Source organism: Bradyrhizobium sp. MI1.10 (assembly GCF_055811035.1).
On sequence record NZ_JBVVPN010000003.1, the window covers coordinates 30,574 to 48,397 of the forward strand.

General features: G+C 63.6%; 14 protein-coding genes and 1 pseudogene. 9 read left to right on the forward strand and 6 right to left on the reverse strand.

The genetic code is table 11. The features are described 5' to 3' along the window. Nucleotides 1-4 precede the first annotated feature (4 nt). The 5 genes and pseudogenes from AC0L3K_RS04340 (at nucleotide 5) to AC0L3K_RS04360 (ending at nucleotide 3,913) form a co-directional block, all read left to right on the forward strand. On the forward strand, nucleotides 5-655 hold the full coding sequence (locus AC0L3K_RS04340) for a response regulator (RefSeq protein ID WP_007602355.1): 651 nt from the start codon (nucleotides 5-7) through the stop codon (nucleotides 653-655). A gap of 239 nt (nucleotides 656-894) precedes the next feature. Next, nucleotides 895-1,932, forward strand: coding sequence for an MBL fold metallo-hydrolase (locus AC0L3K_RS04345; protein ID WP_007602353.1), 1,038 nt, complete (start codon nucleotides 895-897; stop codon nucleotides 1,930-1,932). A gap of 102 nt (nucleotides 1,933-2,034) precedes the next feature. Then, nucleotides 2,035-2,331 carry a hypothetical protein gene (locus AC0L3K_RS04350; RefSeq protein WP_007602351.1) on the forward strand — a complete coding sequence of 99 codons (297 nt, stop codon included), beginning with the start codon at nucleotides 2,035-2,037 and terminating at the stop codon, nucleotides 2,329-2,331. 86 nt (nucleotides 2,332-2,417) lie between these two features. Next, a pseudogene (locus AC0L3K_RS04355) lies at nucleotides 2,418-2,534 on the forward strand (DNA-binding response regulator); the annotation flags it as partial. 182 nt (nucleotides 2,535-2,716) lie between these two features. Continuing rightward, nucleotides 2,717-3,913, forward strand: a complete 1,197-nt coding sequence (locus AC0L3K_RS04360; protein WP_219684968.1) for a calcium-binding protein — start codon at nucleotides 2,717-2,719, stop codon at nucleotides 3,911-3,913. Nucleotides 3,914-4,045: 132 nt separating this feature from the next. Here the strand turns inward: AC0L3K_RS04360 and AC0L3K_RS04365 are convergent, their stop codons facing one another. Beyond that, nucleotides 4,046-4,633: a TetR/AcrR family transcriptional regulator gene (locus AC0L3K_RS04365; RefSeq protein WP_007602348.1), complete on the reverse strand. Its 588-nt coding sequence runs from the start codon at nucleotides 4,631-4,633 to the stop codon at nucleotides 4,046-4,048. Between the two features lie 578 nt (nucleotides 4,634-5,211). Here AC0L3K_RS04365 and purB point away from each other — a divergent pair. Both purB and AC0L3K_RS04375 read left to right on the forward strand, forming a co-directional pair. Further along, nucleotides 5,212-6,519: an adenylosuccinate lyase gene (gene purB, locus AC0L3K_RS04370; RefSeq protein WP_007602341.1), complete on the forward strand. Its 1,308-nt coding sequence runs from the start codon at nucleotides 5,212-5,214 to the stop codon at nucleotides 6,517-6,519. Nucleotides 6,520-6,626: 107 nt separating this feature from the next. After that, the gene (locus AC0L3K_RS04375) at nucleotides 6,627-7,799 is read left to right on the forward strand and encodes a M20 aminoacylase family protein (RefSeq protein ID WP_354128086.1); all 1,173 of its coding nucleotides are present in this window, start codon (nucleotides 6,627-6,629) and stop codon (nucleotides 7,797-7,799) included. Nucleotides 7,800-7,953: 154 nt separating this feature from the next. On the opposite strand, the gene AC0L3K_RS04380 is transcribed toward AC0L3K_RS04375, so the two are convergent. The 3 genes from AC0L3K_RS04380 to AC0L3K_RS04390 all read right to left on the reverse strand — a co-directional run bounded on the left by AC0L3K_RS04380 (nucleotide 7,954) and on the right by AC0L3K_RS04390 (nucleotide 13,736). Then, nucleotides 7,954-9,789, reverse strand: a complete 1,836-nt coding sequence (locus tag AC0L3K_RS04380; RefSeq protein ID WP_246649439.1) for a caspase family protein — start codon at nucleotides 9,787-9,789, stop codon at nucleotides 7,954-7,956. Nucleotides 9,790-9,814: 25 nt separating this feature from the next. Further along, complete coding sequence (locus AC0L3K_RS04385) at nucleotides 9,815-11,638, reverse strand: caspase family protein (protein ID WP_376707535.1); 1,824 nt, start codon at nucleotides 11,636-11,638, stop codon at nucleotides 9,815-9,817. Between the two features lie 193 nt (nucleotides 11,639-11,831). Continuing rightward, on the reverse strand, nucleotides 11,832-13,736 hold the full coding sequence (locus AC0L3K_RS04390) for an acyl-CoA synthetase (protein WP_219684971.1): 1,905 nt from the start codon (nucleotides 13,734-13,736) through the stop codon (nucleotides 11,832-11,834). A gap of 271 nt (nucleotides 13,737-14,007) precedes the next feature. Here AC0L3K_RS04390 and AC0L3K_RS04395 point away from each other — a divergent pair, with 271 nt between their 5' ends. Next, complete coding sequence (locus AC0L3K_RS04395; RefSeq protein ID WP_354128084.1) at nucleotides 14,008-15,102, forward strand: SecDF P1 head subdomain-containing protein; 1,095 nt, start codon at nucleotides 14,008-14,010, stop codon at nucleotides 15,100-15,102. Nucleotides 15,103-15,376: 274 nt separating this feature from the next. Further along, nucleotides 15,377-16,183, forward strand: coding sequence for a Crp/Fnr family transcriptional regulator (locus AC0L3K_RS04400; RefSeq protein WP_219684973.1), 807 nt, complete (start codon nucleotides 15,377-15,379; stop codon nucleotides 16,181-16,183). 16 nt (nucleotides 16,184-16,199) lie between these two features. On the opposite strand, the gene AC0L3K_RS04405 is transcribed toward AC0L3K_RS04400, so the two are convergent. Together AC0L3K_RS04405 and AC0L3K_RS04410 are read right to left on the reverse strand one after the other, a co-directional pair. Then, the gene (locus tag AC0L3K_RS04405) at nucleotides 16,200-16,841 is read right to left on the reverse strand and encodes a glutathione S-transferase family protein (RefSeq protein ID WP_473255776.1); all 642 of its coding nucleotides are present in this window, start codon (nucleotides 16,839-16,841) and stop codon (nucleotides 16,200-16,202) included. A 299-nt stretch (nucleotides 16,842-17,140) separates the two neighbouring features. Beyond that, nucleotides 17,141-17,692 carry a cytochrome b gene (locus tag AC0L3K_RS04410; RefSeq protein ID WP_219684975.1) on the reverse strand — a complete coding sequence of 184 codons (552 nt, stop codon included), beginning with the start codon at nucleotides 17,690-17,692 and terminating at the stop codon, nucleotides 17,141-17,143. Between the last annotated feature and the right edge of the window lie 132 nt (nucleotides 17,693-17,824).

Below are 17,824 nucleotides of genomic sequence, written 5' to 3' on the forward strand. Positions count from 1 at the left end.
CGGGATGAACGAGATTATGGCAACAGGCATCTCCGTGCTGTTGGTCGACGACCATCCGATCGTGCGGCAGGGCTATCGGCGCGTGCTGGAGAGCCAGGGCGATCTGCATGTCGTGGCGGAAGCCGACAACGCCGCGGATGCCTACAGCGCCTTCAAGGCGCGCGATCCCGATGTGGTCTTGCTGGATATCTCCATGCCCGGCGCGAGCGGGCTGGAAGCCATCCGCAACATCCGCGCGCGCAGCCCGCGGGCGCGGATCCTCGTTTTCACCATGCACAACGAGGCCGTGCTGGTGAAGGCAGCCTTCAGTGCCGGCGCCAGCGGCTTCGTCACCAAAAGTAGCGAGCCGTCCGCGGTCGTGTCCGCGATCCGCAGCGTGGCGCGCGGCGAACGCGCCATGAGCGACGACATCGCGCACATCCTGGCCGAGGACAGCCTGTCGGCGGGCTCTGCGCTGGATCAACTGGGAGAACGCGAGATCGAGATTCTGCGCCAATTCGCCGGCGGCGCCACGACCGAACAGATCGCAACGCATCTCAATCTCAGCGTCAAGACGGTGCAGAACTATCACTATCTGATCAAGACCAAGACCGGCGCGCGCACGGATGCGCAGCTCGTACGATTGGCGGCGAATTGCGGACTGACGAAGATCTAGAGGGTGACGGCGTGCCGTTCGCTGCGACCAGAATATCTGGTCCCGACTGGCCACCCCCAACGAAGGTCTCCAAGTCTCTCTTAGATTGTGCTACGCTCCACCACAGGCACGGCATCCAGCATCAAGCGGCCAGTGGATGTGTGTCCGGCTCCGATCTTTCGACTGGAGCCAATTTGGACGGCTCTCGAAGCCGCCCTCGTTCCCGTTGTATGTCTTGCACGACAACAGGAGACGCTTTCATGAACATCAGGGACAGTCTTCTTGCAGCACTGATCGCCTCCAGCGTTTTCGCGACCGGGCTTACGGAAAGCGCGGCAGCTGAGGCGAAAGACCAGATCACCATTCTCTATGACGCCTTCGGCACCAATGACGCGATGACAAAGGACTGGGGTTTCTCCGCCCTTGTCGAAATCGCGGGAAAACGCATCCTGTTCGATACGGGTAACGATCCCGAAATATTCGCGGCGAACGTGAAGGCCAAGGGAGTTGATCTCTCGGACCTCGACTTTGTCGTTCTTTCGCACCGCCACTCCGATCACATGGCGGGCTTGTCCTACCTCCTGAGCATCAATCCAACCGTCAAGATCTACGCGCCAAAGGAGGGATTTGGCATCTACGGCTCGTCCTTGCCGTCCAGCTTCTACCGCAAAGACGAGGCCTTGCCGCCAGAGATGCGGTACTATGCCGGCAAACCTCCCGCGACGATGAAGTTCGGCACGGCATGGGCCCACGCGAACTTCGAACTGATCGATCAGACCACCGAGATCGCTCCCGGTATCACACTTATCTCGCTGATTTCCGACGCACCGGGGACGAGAGAACTCAAGGAGCTGTCCTTGGCCGTCAACACGACCGACGGCTTGGTCCTTCTGGTCGGTTGCTCGCACCCCGGGATCGAGCGCATCGTCGAAGCGGCGACGGGTATCAATCCCAGGATTCATCTCATCGCGGGAGGATTTCATCTGGTCGTCGCACCTGACGAAGCTATCGCGAAAGTCGTTACCGCCCTGAAGGACAGATTCAAGGTCGACAGCGTAGCCCCGGGACATTGCACCGGTGAGCCGACTTTTGCCGCGCTCAAGACGGCGTTCGGCGACAACTATCTCTACGCAGGCCTCGGCACGTCGATTCCGGTTGCAACGGTTGCGGGCGTGAATGTCAGACGCGGGGAAGGTCCGACGCTTGACGACCTTGCGACCTATCGCAAACTCGCGGGGCGTGAAGACCCGTTCGGCATATTGCGGTTGCGCAGCTCGCGGTTGGCACCCGCGCTTTAGGGCGCTGGCGCGCGGCTCGCACCTTTAGATCACGTGTGGCCGGATAGAATTGGAACTGACGCCGTCGCGCCGTGGTTAGTAGCGGAGTGAGGGAGTTGCGCCATGAGTAAGGCTATCCGCGAAGCCATCCATCATCCCCCGATCATCACTGTCGGCGAGCTCATCGATGAACTCTGCCGTCTGCCAGACACAGCGACGATCCAATTCCACTGCCCCATTCTCGAACAGGAACTTGCGTTCTACCGCCTTCGAAAGCGGTCAAAGGACGTGGTCGAAATCGAAGTCAATACCTATCCGGAAAGCCCGTCGGTCGTGCCATCGGCCAACGCCGCCCTACGCGCGCGAAAAAAGACTCATCATCCGCGCTCGCTCGGCAATGGCGTTGCCCATAAGGTCTGAGATAGAACCGCGACAGGTCACGTCAGGTGTGACGGCTTCGGAACGCGTGAAGGAAGTTGGCCTACGCCTTCAGCCCGCGCAATACCAGCGTGAGCGTCAAGACGGTGCAGAACTATCACTATCTGATCAAGACGAAGACCGGCGCGCGTACGGATGCGCAGCTCGTGCGGCTCGCAGCGGCTTGCGGGCTGACGAATTTCTAACGTCGGTCGAGTTCCGTACCCCCGCGCCGAGGTTCCTCCGGTCGCAATGAAATCCAACCCAAAGCAAATCTCCGCCATCAACTCCGAGCAGATTCAACGTCAAGCGCGGCCACAGCGCGTCTCGCAAAGAACCTCCGCTGCTTTCAGGCCCCGCGACTGAAATGAAATCGGAGTGAAGCGACATGCACCAACTGCCAAACGACACAATCGCAGTCACACTGCCGGACTTCGGGCAGTCCATGACCGTGCTCGGAGATCCCGGGTTGGCAACCGATGACTGGGGCGGAAACGATGCGCTGACGGCAGCCATATCGAGTCTCAACTCGAACGTGACGCTCGTTGGGGAAGACCTGGTGGCCATGCATGGCAATTCTCACGGAGGAAACGACAGTCTCCTGGTGAGCGTGGATGGCGGCTGGGATAGTGCCGTTGCCGTTGGCGATGCCCAATCCATGGCGGACAACAGCCAGGGCGGTAACGACACCCTCAATGTCGATGCCCACAACTCGCTCTACACCAATGTTTATCTCTATGGCGATGTCCAAGGCGACATGTCGGGCAACGCGGGAGGCGGAAATGACACACTGACGGCGTCGACCGGTTGGAGATCGTTCGGGTCGCTCAGCGGGGACGCTGGTGGTGCCATGAGCGGCAATGCGCACGGCGGAAATGATACGCTGAGCGCGACGGATTATGGGATAAATGGCGGCGGCGACGCACTCAGCGGCGATGCCATTGGCGCCATGACCGACAATGCGGTTGGCGGAAACGACATCCTGACCTTTGCGGCGAGCAGCGATGCCCAGCTCGGGGGAGGAAGCCTGTCGGGGGATTCGGGAACGTCCATGTCCGACAATGCCCAGGGCGGGAACGATATCCTCACCGCCGTCGTCGATGGCGAGCGAGCTGCTTTCAGCACGACATTGTACGGTGACGCTCCCACGATGTCGGGCAATGCTCACGGCGGGAACGACATCCTCACCGGCGGATCGAGCCCCGATCGCCTGGCGGGCGATGCGATGAGCTACGCTCCTTCCTCACCCGGCTCGATCACCGGAGGCACGGATACCCTCAACGGTGGCGCCGGCAATGATCTCCTGTGGGGCGGGCCCAACAACGACACGTTCGTCTTCAACACGGGCTCCGGCCAGGACATCATCAACGACTTCAATCAAGGCAACCAGGCTGTCGGCAGCACCACCACCGAACATGACCTGATCAACCTGCATGACTACGGCTTCGCAGACTGGGCAGCCGTCTCCAGCCTCATCGGCGACAATAGCGCCGGCGATGCCGTGATCCACCTCACCGCCAACGATACGATCACGTTGGACGGCGTGCACACGGCGGCCCTGCATCCAACGGACTTCGTCATCTGACGGCTCACAGCCAAGCAGGATGATGGGATGGTGGTCACGAGAGAATCGTCGAGGCCAAGCCCGTCATCCTGCCAAAGGCATGAGCAGGAGCGGATCAAGCGCCAAGCTGCGATACGCGTTGGCTCCGCAACCTCACGCCGCCTTCAGCCCGCGCAATACCAGCGCCAGCGTCGCATCGACACGCGCCGAAAGATCGGCGTCCTTCCACTCGTCGGCGTGGGCCGGATGGTGGAAGCGGACGGTCGCATCGAAGATGGCGCGTGCGGTGGCCTTGACGTCGCCCACCTCGAACACGCCCTGCTTCACGCCGTCGGTCAGGATCGCCGCGATCTGGTCGATCATGGTGTCCTTGTGACACTTGACGGCTGCACAGGCCTCGCGCGCCAGAGTCAGATAGGTCTCGAACATCTCGGGGTCGTCGAGCACGCGCGAACGCTTGGCGGCGAACAGGGTGCGCAGCCAGCGGTCGAGCCGCGCCGGCGCCGGGCCCTGCTCTTCGGCGAGTTGGCGTAAGGGCGCGTCGATGCGGTCCAGCCAGCGTTTGGCGACAGCCTCGCGCAGCGAGGCCTTGCTCGGGAAATGGCGGTAGACGCTGCCGTGGCTCACATCAAGCGCGCGGGCGACGTCGACCACGGTGGCCTTGGCGAGTCCGTAACGCCGCAGCACGTCCTCGGTGACTTCGAGGATCCGCTCCGGCGTCAAGATAACGGCTTCGTTCATGCCAGCACCATGTTCCCGTTGAGGGCTCAGTTACCCGGCGACGGAGCTGCTTCCGAAGCGCCCGTGCCGGTCGTTTCGGAAAGCTCTCGCCCTAATGAGGCAGTTTTGCAGCCTGCGCCGCGATTTGGCGCGCCACCAGTAAATTGAGCCAGTGCCCAATCGTCCCGGTCAAATTGATGATTTCGGTCGTCATTGTCGTAAGTCTCCAATCAATTGGCGGTCCCCGTTGTTCAATTGCGGCCCTCAATCCCCCATTTGCTTGGGACGTCGGGCTCCCGGGATGCCGCCAGACGCCCAATTGGAGCGTCCGAGAACGGATATACACGTCTCGCTGACAGATTTCAATATCTGTCAGTCAATGGTTCGTGATTGACAGTTAATTTCTGCAGCTCCGGGGCGCCGGGCTGGCCCGTCGCCCGCCACGTCCGGGGCGATGAACCTCGCCCAGCCCAATCATCCCCCGCTACCTTGCCGGCGCCGTTTGTTTCGCCCTCCCCGCTCTGCTAGATCACGGCGTAAAAAACATTCTGGCCGGTGTCGCCCTTTGGGTCGCCCGCCCACCTTCCTGGAGCAGTCCAATGATCCCCCGCTATACCCGCCCGGAAATGGCCTCGATCTGGGAGCCGCAGACCCGGTTCAAGATCTGGTTCGAGATCGAGGCGCATGCGGCGGACGCCCTTGCCGAGCTCGGCACGATTCCCAAGGAGGCCGCCAAGACGGTCTGGGCCAAGGCCAAGGACGCCACTTTCGACGTCGCCCGCATCGACGAGATCGAGCGCGAGACCAAGCACGACGTCATCGCCTTCCTCACCCACCTCGCCGAGATCGTCGGCCCCGAAGCGCGCTTCGTGCATCAGGGCATGACCTCTTCCGACGTGCTCGACACCTGCCTCAACGTCCAGCTCACCCGCGCCGCCGACCTGCTGCTCGCCGACCTCGACAAGGTGCTGGCGGCGCTGAAGAAGCGCGCCCTCGAGCACAAGATGACGCCAACCATCGGCCGCAGCCACGGCATCCACGCCGAACCCGTGACCTTCGGCCTCAAGCTCGCCTATGCCTATGCGGAATTCTCGCGCGCCAGGGAGCGCCTGATCGCGGCGCGGAAGGAAGTCGCGACCTGCGCCATCTCCGGCGCGGTCGGCACTTTTGCCCAGATCGACCCGCGGGTCGAACAGCATGTTGCCAAGGCCATGGGCCTCGTACCCGAGCCGATCTCGACGCAGGTGATCCCCCGCGACCGCCACGCGATGTATTTCTCGACGCTCGGCGTGATCGCGTCCTCGGTCGAGCGTTTCGCGGTGGAGATCCGCCACATGCAACGCACCGAAGTGCTCGAAGCCGAGGAGTTCTTCTCCGAAGGGCAGAAGGGTTCGTCCGCGATGCCGCACAAGCGCAATCCGGTGCTCTCGGAAAACCTCACCGGGCTGTCGCGCATGGTGCGCGCCTATGTGACGCCGGCGCTGGAGAACGTCGTGCTCTGGCACGAGCGCGACATCTCTCACTCCTCTGCCGAGCGCATGATGGGCCCCGACGCGACCGTGACGCTCGACTTCGCGCTGGTGCGCCTCGCCGGCCTGATCGACAAGCTGCTGGTGTACCCCGCCAACATGCAGAAGAACCTCGACCGCCTCGGCGGCCTCGTGCATTCGCAGCGCGTTCTGCTGGCGCTGACGCAGAAGGGCGCAAGCCGCGAGGACGCCTACAAGCTCGTGCAGCGCAACGCCATGCCGGTCTGGCGCGGCGAAGGCGACTTCCTCCAGCTCCTGAAGAAGGACGCTGACGTGAAGAAGTATCTCACCGACGCCGAGATCGAGGAGCAGTTCGACCTCGGCTATCACTTCAAGCACGTCGACACGATCTTCAAGCGCGTGTTCGGCGAGAGCTGAGCGTCATTGGTGGCCCGGGTGAGCGCAGCGACACCCGGGACTTCTCCCACAAAGATCCCGGATTTCGCTTCGCTCATCCGGGCTACAAATCAAGGCGGACCTTCCTCATGCCCATCGTCAACCGCGTTGCCGCCCTCTCCGACGAAATGGCCGCCTGGCGCCATGACTTCCACGAGAACCCGGAACTGCAATACGACGTCCACCGCACTGCCGGCATCGTCGCCGATCGCTTGCGCGAGTTCGGTTGCGACGAGGTGGTGACGGGCATCGGGCGCACCGGCGTCGTCGGTGTGATCCGCGGCCGCAAATCCGCCTCCGGCAAGACCATTGGCCTGCGCGCCGACATGGACGCGCTGCCGATCATGGAGACGTCGGGCGTCGCCTATGCCTCCAAGGTCCCCGGCAAGATGCACGCCTGCGGTCATGACGGCCACACCGCCATGCTGCTCGGCGCCGCCAAATATCTCGCCGAGACGCGCAACTTCGACGGCACGGCCGTGGTGATCTTCCAGCCCGCGGAAGAAGGCGGCGGCGGTGGCAAGGCGATGGTCGAGGACGGGCTGATGACGCGCTGGAACATCCAGGAGGTCTATGGCATGCACAACATGCCGGGCCTGCCCGAAGGCCATTTCGCCACCACGCCCGGCGCGATGCTCGCCTCCTCCGACAACATCCAGATCACGGTCCACGGCAAGGGCGGCCACGCCGGCGCGGGTCCGCACAAGTCGATCGACAGCGTGCTGATCGGCGCGCAGATCGTCAACGCGCTGCAATCGATCGTCGCGCGCAATGTCGATCCGCTGAAATCCGCCGTCATCTCGATCACGCAATTTCACTCCGGCACGGCCTTCAACATTATTCCGGAGATCGCCGAGCTCGGCGGCACCGTGCGCACGCTCGACCCTGAGGTGCGCGATCTGGTCGAGCGCCGCATCGGCGAAGTCGCCGACAGCGTCGCCCGCGCCTATGGCGGCTCGGCCGAGACGAAGTACACGCGCATGTATCCGGTGACGATGAACCATGCGCGCGAGGCCGGCCTTGCCGCCGACGTCGCCCGCGACATCGTCGGTGCCGAGCGCGTCAACGACAAGTTCATTCCCATGATGGGCGCCGAGGATTTCTCCTTCATGCTGGAGGCGCGTCCCGGCGCGATGGTCCTGGTCGGCATGGGCGACGGCAACGAATGCCACCACCCGTCCTATGTCTTCAACGACAACATCCTCGGCCACGGCGCCTCGTTCTGGGTGCGCCTGATCGAAACAAGGATGCCGGCGGGTTAGCGCCGCATTCGCGATCCGTAGGGTAGGCAAAGCGACTTGTCCGCCGTAGCTCGAAGAGCGAAGGCGAAAGCGTGCCCACCACCCGCGACCCGCTCCGGAAATGGTGGGCACGGCGCTTCCCGTCTTTGCTACCCTCCGATTAACTTGGCAGGAATCAATTGCACGTCTCGTAGTTGCCGCCGCCGCCATTTGGGGAGCCGTTGCCCCTTCCAAAAGTAACCCCGCTCGCAAGTTTGCATCCGGGCCGCACCGGCCGACAACCGGCAGAGTTGCAGATGATCTGTCCCGACGCCTGCGGTTTTGATGGCGCAGCCTCGGTCTGCTTGCGCTCGGCATCCTGCTTCCGGGAATCCTCGCGCGTCGCGACGGGCTTCTTCTCCGGCACCTTCTCGCACTCGTTCTCGTCACCGACGTGATAGCCGGCGCGGCAGGTGATCTTCGCGCATTGATCGCCATCGGCCTTGAAGCCGAAATTGCATACCAGCGGGCAGACGCGTCCCGGCTTCGCCTTCAGCGCATCGAGCGCGTCGACGCTCGCGAACTTCGCGTCGAATTGAGTGCCGGCATATTTGTTGAACAGCGTCAGCGAGCGCTGCGTTGCGGCGTTCCAGTCGCCGTCCGGGGCGGCCGAAAGACAGCCGACGCGGCGCAGTTCACTCTGAACCGATTTCGCGAGATCGCCGGGCGGCGGGGAGCTTGGCGGCGGCGACAGCGCGGCGACCTTCTTGCTTTCGGCATCAGCCGCCTGCTTGTCCGCGGCCTGCTTCGCGGCGGCCTCGGCCGCCGCCTTGTCGAGCGCCCGCTTCTCAGCCAGCGACTTGGCCGCGGCAGCTTCCGCTGCCTTGCGATCTCGTTCGGCCGCTTCCGCCTTGGCCTGCTCGATCTGCTTGGCCTTCTCGGCCGCGATCCTCGCCTCCTCCGCGGCTTTGGCAGCAGCGGCGGCTTTCTCCAGCTCGGCCTTCTGGGAGCGTTCGGTCGCGAGCCTCGCCTTCTCCTGTTCGGCCAGACGCGCCTTCTCGGTCGCGGCCGTGCGATCCTCCTCGGCGGCAATCTTCTTCAACTGCACGCGGGCGAGGTTGGCGTAAAAGCCGTCCGGATAGGTCTGGAGGAATGCTTCCCAGGCTTCACGCAGGCCGGCCTGAAGGGCGAGCTCGTAGTCCTTGCGCACACTGTCCTGCGGATTTGCCTGCGGACCGGCTGCGGCGGCCGGCCTTGCCGGCACCAGCGGCACATCGCTGCCGCCCAGGGAGCCATAGACATACGGCTCCTGCTTGTTGCCGGTCTTCCTCAAGACATCGTCTCGGACAAACCCGAACGCCTTGCGCAGGTCGAGCCCGGGCTTCGGCAGATGATCGGTCAGCGCGACCGCGAACGGGCTGTTGCGGGAGTCGCCATCAGACGCGGTCGACCCTGCCTTGGCCGCAAACGCGATCATCGTGTTCGGACTGGTCGGCTCGACCTTGGCAAGCCCGCCACCAATCGCGCGCGAGGCCAAAGTGCGCTTCATCGTCTTGGCGAAAGGATTGTCGCGGCAGGCATCGAGGATGACGAGACGGAGTTGTTTGGCCGGCTCGACCGCGTACAGCGCGCGATCGAGTGCGATCGTCTCGTCGAGGACGTCGCCGTCAGTTTCCAGCATGGCATCGGTCGGAACGAGATAGTTGCTGCCGTCCAGCTCGATGCCGTGGCCCGCATAATAGATCACCGCCATGTCGGCATCGCGCGTCCTGGCCGCGAACTCGCGTAGCGATCGCCGCATTTCGCTGGCATTGAGGTCCAGCTTGATCTCGACCGTATCGAAACCCGCATTCCTGAGCATGCCGCCGACGAGTCCGGCGTCGTTCACCGGGTTCGCGAGCCGCGGCGCGTTCTTGTAAGCGGAATTGCCGATCACGAGCGCGACGCGCTTGTCGGCCTGAGCCGGCTCGCAAGTGCAAAGAGCCGCAAATATGAACAGGAAGAGATATCGGGCGATGTTCACGCGATTCATCCGCGGTTTTGGATCGACTGCGCGATCAGTTGCAGACCTCATAATTGCCACTTCCTACGGTGGCGTTATATCTTGAGGGCGTAGCCCCGGCCACGAGTCTGCATCCTTTCTGCACCGGACGACAGCCGGATGAACTGCAAAAAATCTGCCCACTGGCTTCGGGCTTCGAGGGCGCCGATTCCGAGGCCTTCCGGTCCGCGTCCCGCTTCCTCGAATCGTCTCGCGTCGCGACCGGCTTCTTCTCGGGCACCTTCTCGCATTCGTTGTCGTCACCGACGCGGTAGGCGGCGCGGCAGGTGATCTTGACGCATTGATCGCTGTCGGCCTTGAAGCCGAAATTGCAAACCAGGGGGCAGACCCGTCCCGGCTTCGCCTTCAGCGCATCGAGCGCGTCGACGCTTGCAAGCTTGGCGTCGAATTGGGTGCCGGCATATTTGTTGAACAGTGTCAGCGAACGCTGCGATGCGGCGCTCCAGTCGCCGTCGGCCGTGGCGGACAGGCAGCCGACACGGCGCAATTCGCTCTGCAGTGATTTTGCCAGATCAGCCGCCGACAATGTGGGTGCCGGCGCCGGCGCAAGGGCTGCAACTTTTTGCTCGACCTCAGACGTCTGCCGATCGGCAGCCGGCTTTGCTGCCTGCTCCGCCTTCTCGGCCGCGTGCCTGGCGGCAAGCTCGGCTTTGGCCTTCTCCGCCGCCTGTTTCTCGGCCTGCGCCTTTGCTGCTGCCGCCTCGGCCGCCTTGCGCTGCTGCTCCGCCGCGTCCGCCCTTGCCTGCTCGATCTGTTTCTGCCTCTCCGCCACGATCCTTGCCTCTTCGGCCGCCTTGGCCGCCGCAGCCGCCTTGTCCTGCTCGGCCTTCTGGGCGCGTTCGGCAATAAGCCTTGCCTTCTGCTGCTCGGCCGCATTCGCTTTTTGCTCGGCCGACGCGCGCGTCTCTTCAGCGGCGATCTTGTTCATCTGGCCCTTGGCCAGATTGGCATAGAAACCTTCGGGATATTGCGCCAGGAAGGCTTCCCAACCGTCGCGCGTGGCAAGCTGCAGCGCGAGCTCGTAATCCCTGCGAATAGAATCCTGCGGGTTGGCCTGCGGCCCGGTCGCGGCCGGCTTGGTCGCGACCAGCGGCACATCGTCGCCGCCGAGCGAGCCGTAAACATAGGGCTCCTGCTTGTAGCCGGTATTCTTGAGCACGTCGTCGCGCACGAAGCCGAACGCCTTGCGCAAATCGAGCCCCGGCTTCGGAAGGTGCTCGACCAAAGCGAGGGCGAACGGGCTGTTCCTGGAGTCACCATCGGACGCGGTCGAACCTGCCTTCGCGGCGAAGGCGATCATTGTGTTCGGGCTGGTCGGCTCGACCTTGGCAAGTCCGCGTCCGATCGCGCGCGAGGCAAGCGTCCGCTTCATGGTCTTGGAAAACGGATTGTCGCGGCAGGCATCCAGGATGATCAGGCGCAGCTGCTTGGCCGGCTCAACCGCGAACAGCGCGCGCTCGACCGGGATGGTTTCGTCGAGCACGTCGCCATCGGTCTCCAGCGTCGCGTCGATCGGTATGAGATAGTTGGTGCCTTCCAGCTCGATGCCATGGCCGGCGTAATAGATCACCGCCATATCGGCATCGCGGGTCCTGCCGGCGAACTCACGCAACATGCGCCGCATCTCGCTCGCACTGAGATCCAGCCTGACGTCGACGGAATCAAATCCCGCCTTCTTGAACATGCCGCCGACCAGAGTGGCATCGTTGACGGGGTTGCCGAGCTTGGGCGCGCTCTTGTAGGCGGAATTGCCGATGACAAGCGCCACCCGCCGGTCCGCATGGGCCGGTCCGCAGGCGAGGCCAATGGCCAAAATCAGCAAAGCAAAAATCCGAAACGGAATCACTTGCGTCCCCCCGGATGCAATTCCACGAGACTATTCGGAGCATCGCTCAATTGCCAATTCTTCCTATGTGATATCTGTCACATAGGGGGCTCTGTCGGGGGTATGGATAATGCGGCGAAGCGTCGCCCTGCTTTCGAGCTGACGTCAAAGCCGTCTGTTGAATCCGTCACATTTGCACCACCTCGTGGCGCATCACGAACGGTGCAAGCAGTGCGTGCACCTCGCTCGCAACCGCCTCGCGCTGATCCGCCGGCAGCCCCGCCAGCGTCACGGTGGCGATCGAACCGTGGCTGCCGTGAGCGCCGACCCTGACCTTGCAGTCGATGCCGCGCTCAGTGAGCGGTGTCAGCACCTTCGTGAACACGCGCTGGGCTGCGTCCCAGCGCAGCTGCGGCTTGAACACTTTGCCGACGCCCGTCACCGGCATCGGATCGATCGCTATGACCTGCACCGGCACGGCGGCACGCTCCGGCGTGCGCTCGCGCACCCATGTCTCCAGCTCGCCCGGTTCGACGGTCGCGCCCGGCTTCAGCTGCACATACCCCACCGGCAGTTCGCCGGCATAGGCGTCGGGCTGGCCGACCACCGCGGCAAAGCCGACGGCAGGATGGCGGAACATGATCTCCTCGATCGGCGCCGGATCGATGTTGTGGCCGCCGCGGATCACGAGATCCTTGGCGCGGCCGGTGATCCAGAGATAGCCGTCGGCATCGAGCCGGCCAAGATCGCCGGAATTGACCCAGACCTCATCGACGAAGGCACCCTTGTTGTGCTCGTTGTTGAGATAGCCGCCGAACACGCCTGGACCGGCCATGATGACGACGCCGATCTCGTCCGGCGCGCAGTCGCGGATCAGCTTGCCCTCGGCATCGAGCTGGACGATGCGGACCCGCGCGTAAGGCATGGGAAGGCCGACCGAACCGAGCCGGATCGGCCGCGACCGATAGGCCAGCGTGTGCACGCTCGAGGTCTCGGTCATGCCGTAGACCTCGACGACCGGCAGCTTGAGCTTGTCCTGGATCGCAGACCCCACCGCGACCGGGATCGCCGAGCCGCCACCAGCTGCATATTTCAGGCTGGAGATGTCGGTATTGCCAGGCGGCACCGCGAGCGTTGCGGCGAGCACCGTCGGGACGCTCGACAGCGCCTCCGGCTTGAAGCGCTCGACCAGTTGCCAGATGTTCTTGACCGCATTCGGATTGCGCCATCCGCTCGGCGACAGCACGACCAGCGAGCCGCCGGCCGACAGCGTCGTCAGCACCTGCGTCAACGAGCCCCCGACGTGAAACAGCGGCATGCCGAACAGCATGTTGGCGCCCGGCTTCGACTTCAGCAGCAGATTGAGCGCCCAGGCCTGATAGACTTGGTTGACATGCGTGTGCCGCACCAGCTTTGGCGTGCCGGTGGTGCCGCCGGTGTGGAAATAGGCGGCGATGTCGCTGCCTAAAATCTTGCGTCCGCTGACAAGGCGGTCCGAAGGCTGCTGCTTGATCAGGTCGCTGAAGGCAAAGACTCCCTTCCCCGGGTCACCGCCACCGAACACCTGTACGATCGCCTTGAGATTGAGTTGCGGCCTGATCTGCTCGACTTTCTGCCAGATGTCTGTGCCCGGCATCGGCCCGAGCGCCACCAGGACTTTTGTGTTCGCCGCTTCCAGAATCTCCGCGATCTGGTGCGGCTCCAGCAGGGGGTTGACGGGATTGGCGATGCCGGCGGCCTCCGCGCCGAACAGAGTTACGAAGGCGTCCGGCAGCAGCGGCAGCATGAAGCTGACGACGTCGCCCTTCTCCACGCCCAGCGCGTGAAACATGTTGGCGGCCTGCGTGACGCGCGCGATGAAGTCGCGGTACGTGACCACGACCGGCGTGTCGGCGGGATCGGCATTTTGCAGGAACTGGATCGCCGGCCCGTCGGGATTACGGGCCGCCCCGAGCCTGATGGCGTCGTAAGTGCTCTCGGCCGCGACGCGATCGGCGTAAGGGACCTGCTCGAAGGCCCGAACTTCGGCGTCCGTCGCCAGGTCCGGATAGTCGCTGCCGATGAGCCGATCGAGCGCGTGGATGCCCGCCATGGAATTCCGTCCTCCCTCAGATGCATGTCCCCGCGCCCTGTCTTTTGACTTTTGGGGCTGGCGGGGCCTCGACCGATTGGCCGGCCGAGCATGGGCAGAATGATGGATGATTTGGCGTTCGTCCATGATCTGACGTCCGCGACAATGGGCTCTGGCACAGGCCTTTGAACCTGCGCGCCCGATCCGGGGACCAAGAACTGGCATCGGACTCACATTGCAGCATCCTTGCCAGCGCCCTTGCCAGCGCCCTGCCGCAAGACTCGAGGTTATCATGACTACGCCCCCGCGGGATTGCGCCACCCGGCTGTTCATCGCGTTCGCCGTCACAACGGGGATATTGACTTCGGTGATCGCCCTGCCCCGCGCGGCACTCGCCGAGGACGGCCAGCTCGACAAGATGCGAGCCAAGATCTCGGCCTTCATCGGCGACAAGATGGAGAAGCTCGGCGGGTCTCGCATCGTCTACAAGGTGGACACCGATGGCCTGCGCGAGAGCGTCGTCACGGATTTGCGCGACGACGTCTACAAGACCCTGCGCGAGGGCAAGATCGCCTTCTCCAGTCTCGCGATTCGCGACGGCGGCGTCGAGTTGAAGATTGCCGACGTCAAGGGCCGCGAGCAACTCGCACGCAAGCTCGCGTCGGCAGCGGAAGGATTGCCGTCGCATGCACTCGCCGTGACCGACGCCGGCGACGGACTGGTCAGGCTCGCGCCGACCAATGCGGCATCCGCCGCGCGGTTGCACGAACTCGTCGAAGATGCCATCGCCATGATCGAGCAGCGCCTGAAGGAGGCCGGCGTCCAGCTCGCCAGCGTCCAGCCCGATGGCACCGACCGCATCCGAATCTTCCTGCCCGGTGTGATGGAGCCCGAGCGCGTCACCGCGGTCTTCGCCCGAAGGGTCAAGGTCGGCTTCCGCCTGATCGACCTCTCGATGCCGGCGGAGCAGGCGCAATCCGGCACGCCGCCGACAGGCACGGAAGTCCTGCCCGGCTTCAAGGACAAGACCCTTTATCTGGTCGCCAAGGACAACGTGCTCGACGGCGACGACATCAGCTATGCGGGCCCGGGGTTTGCGAGCGCCACGAAAGAGCCGATCGCCTCGTTCCGCTTCAACGGCCGCGGCACGCGGCGCTTTGCCCACATCACCGAGGAGAATATCGCAAAGCCCTTCGCCATCGTGCTCGATGGCAAGGTGATCTCCGCCCCCGTGATCCGCGAGCCCATCACCGGCGGCTCAGGCCAGATCTCCGGCAATTTCACCCTGGAGGAAGCAAACAGCGTCGCAATGCTGCTGCGCGCTGGTTCGCTGCCCGGGCACCTCAGCCTGGTCGAGCAGCAGGTCGTGCCGCCCGCCAAGCCCTAAGGCGGGGATCGCCCCACGCCCACGCCTGGTCCCGCCCCGCCTGTCGGACGCCGAGGTCCACCACGCCGAGGCTCGGACCCGGTGGTACCCGAATCGCGGCGCGCCACGGCCATGCGCACCGCCAAACAGGCAATTGCCGAAACGCCCGATCAGGCTAAAATTTGCCTCTTGCGGCACGGCGGCCGAAAGCTTCATTCAAGCGGTCGTCGTTCGATTTCGGCTATAGGTGTCGAGAATACGACCGTGACTGAAGGCCTTACACGGGGATAGTACCATGCCGTCCGGCAGCGCAGACATTTCGTCGATCCTCGATCGCATTCTCGAGGCGGCAACGGATAATCTCAGGATCGCGAAGATCCTGGTCCAGATGGGCCTCGATCCGAACAACGTGACCTATGACTCGATCTTCAATCGGATGCTGGAGATCTTCGTCCAGAACATCACGCTGGCCAATATGTTCGCCGCGGTCGGCGCCGGCTTCTTCGTCGCCACCCTCCTGATGCGAACGATGGTGCCGCTGCGCGTCGCCAACATGGTCGGCTGCGCGCTCTTCGCCGTGTTCGGCGCGCTCTCCGCCAACGTCTCGACCTTCCTGCTCTATCTCCTGCTGCTACCGATCAATGCCTTGCGCCTGCGGCAGATGCTCAAGCTCGTCAAGAAGGCGCGCCATGCGGCCGAAGGCGACATGTCGATCGAATGGCTCAAGCCGTTCATGACCGAACGCAAATATCGCCGCGGCGACACGCTGTTCAAACTCGGCGATCCAGCCAAGGAGATGCTCCTCACAGTCACCGGCAAGTTCCTGGTCAAGGAGATCAATATCGAGATCATGCCGGGCGCGCTGATGGGCGAGCTCGGCTTCCTCACGCCGGGCAACCGGCGCACCGGAACGATCGAGTGCATTGAAGACGGGCAGGTGCTGACGATTACCTATGACCGGTTGCTCGAGATCTACTTCCAGGATCCACAGTTCGGCTATTACTTCCTGGTACTGACCAGCCAGCGCCTGCTGCAAAACATCGATCGGTTGCAGAATCAGCTGGCGACGGAGCGGGCGGCCACCACGAACAGGATCGCGTGATCGATTGGGCGGCCGCTCAGTTCAAGAGCAACGCCATGCCCGGATCGCCCTTCTCCATCGCACGCCGATAGCCCGCCCGCGCACTGATGCGGCCGAGATATTCGACCACGTTCGGACAGCGCTGGAGGTCATAGGGCTGGAAGTAGCGCATCGTGGTGAGCGAGAAAACTGTCATGATGTCGGCGGTCGTGAAGGCGCTGCCCGCAAGGTACTCGGCCTCGCGAAGCCTTGCGTCGAGAAGATCGTAGGCCCGATCGAGACGCCCCTTCATCGCGAGCAGGGTCGGATTGTCCTTGGCGAGATCCAGCCGGCTCAGGATCATCATCCGCCCCATGCCGGGTTGCAGGGTGCCGTTAGCGAAATGAAGCCAATACAGAAACTGCGCGAAGGCGGGATCAGTGGGACCGAGCACGAGTCGGCCATTGCCATATTTTGCAACGATGTAGTCGACGACGGCGCCGGATTCCGCGAGCACCAGCTCGCCGTCGGTGATCACAGGCGCCGTGCCAGCGGGATGCAGTGCCTTGTACTCGGCCGGAGCCAGCATGGTGACGGGATCGCGCGCATAGCGCTTCAACTCGTAGGGAATCCCCAGCTCCTCGCACAGCCAGACGATTCGCTCGGACTGCGACTTGCCGAGATGATGGACGGTGAGCATGAGGCCTCCTGGACAGATGATTTCGGCGATTGCGCCGGCATGTGCTTGTCGTGATGCTGCATCATACTCCGTCATTGCGAGCGCAGCGAAGCAATCCAGGATCTTTCCGCGGCGGGACTCTGGATTTGGTTGCGGGGCGGGGCAAGACGCGGTGGGGGGGCCCCCCCACCCCCCCCCCGCGCGCGCCCAACCCCCCCCCCCCCGACGGGCCCCCCCCCCCCAAAAAACCAAAAACTCGCGCGCGGGGGCGGGTGGCGGACACGTCGCTGCGCTCGCAATGACGATGTGGAGAGACCGCCCTACCCCGCCTCGTCCGTCACCATCCGCGCCACGACGCGGTCGCGGCGGATGAAATGGTGCCACAGGGCGGCGATCACGTGAAACGCGATCAAGGCGAGCAGCACATAGGCAAAGAGGATGTGGCGGTCTTCATAGACGCCCGCTGCCGCGCGGTCGGGAGCGGTGAATTGCGGCACGTGAAACAGGCCGAAGAAGTCCGAATAATCAGGTGCGTGCGCACCGGAATGCGCCCAACCGAGTATGGTGACGACGATGACGGCGAGGTAGAGCGCGCCGTGACTGACATGGGCCGCGATCTTCTGCCAGCGCGAGGTCTCGGCCGGCATGGCGGGCGTCGGGTTGATGAGGCGCCAGACCAGGCGCAGCACGGTGAGCAGCAGGATCACATAGCCGATATCGGCGTGGATCGAACGGTAGAAGAAGCGGTCGGGACGCGCCGGCATGTGGTTCATCCACCACCCGAAGCCAATCATGCCGATGATGGTCAGCGCCAGACTCCAGTGCAGCCATCGGGAAATGCTGCCCCAGCCGTTGCTGGTATTTCTGATCATGTCGGCTCTCCGGAGTTTTGCGGGCCTGTCCCTATCCGCACCGCAGTACGGCAGCTGATACCGGGACCATGCGGCAATCGCGAAATTGAATCCATCCAAATTGGCCCTCAGCGCCCCTGCCGCAAAACCGCC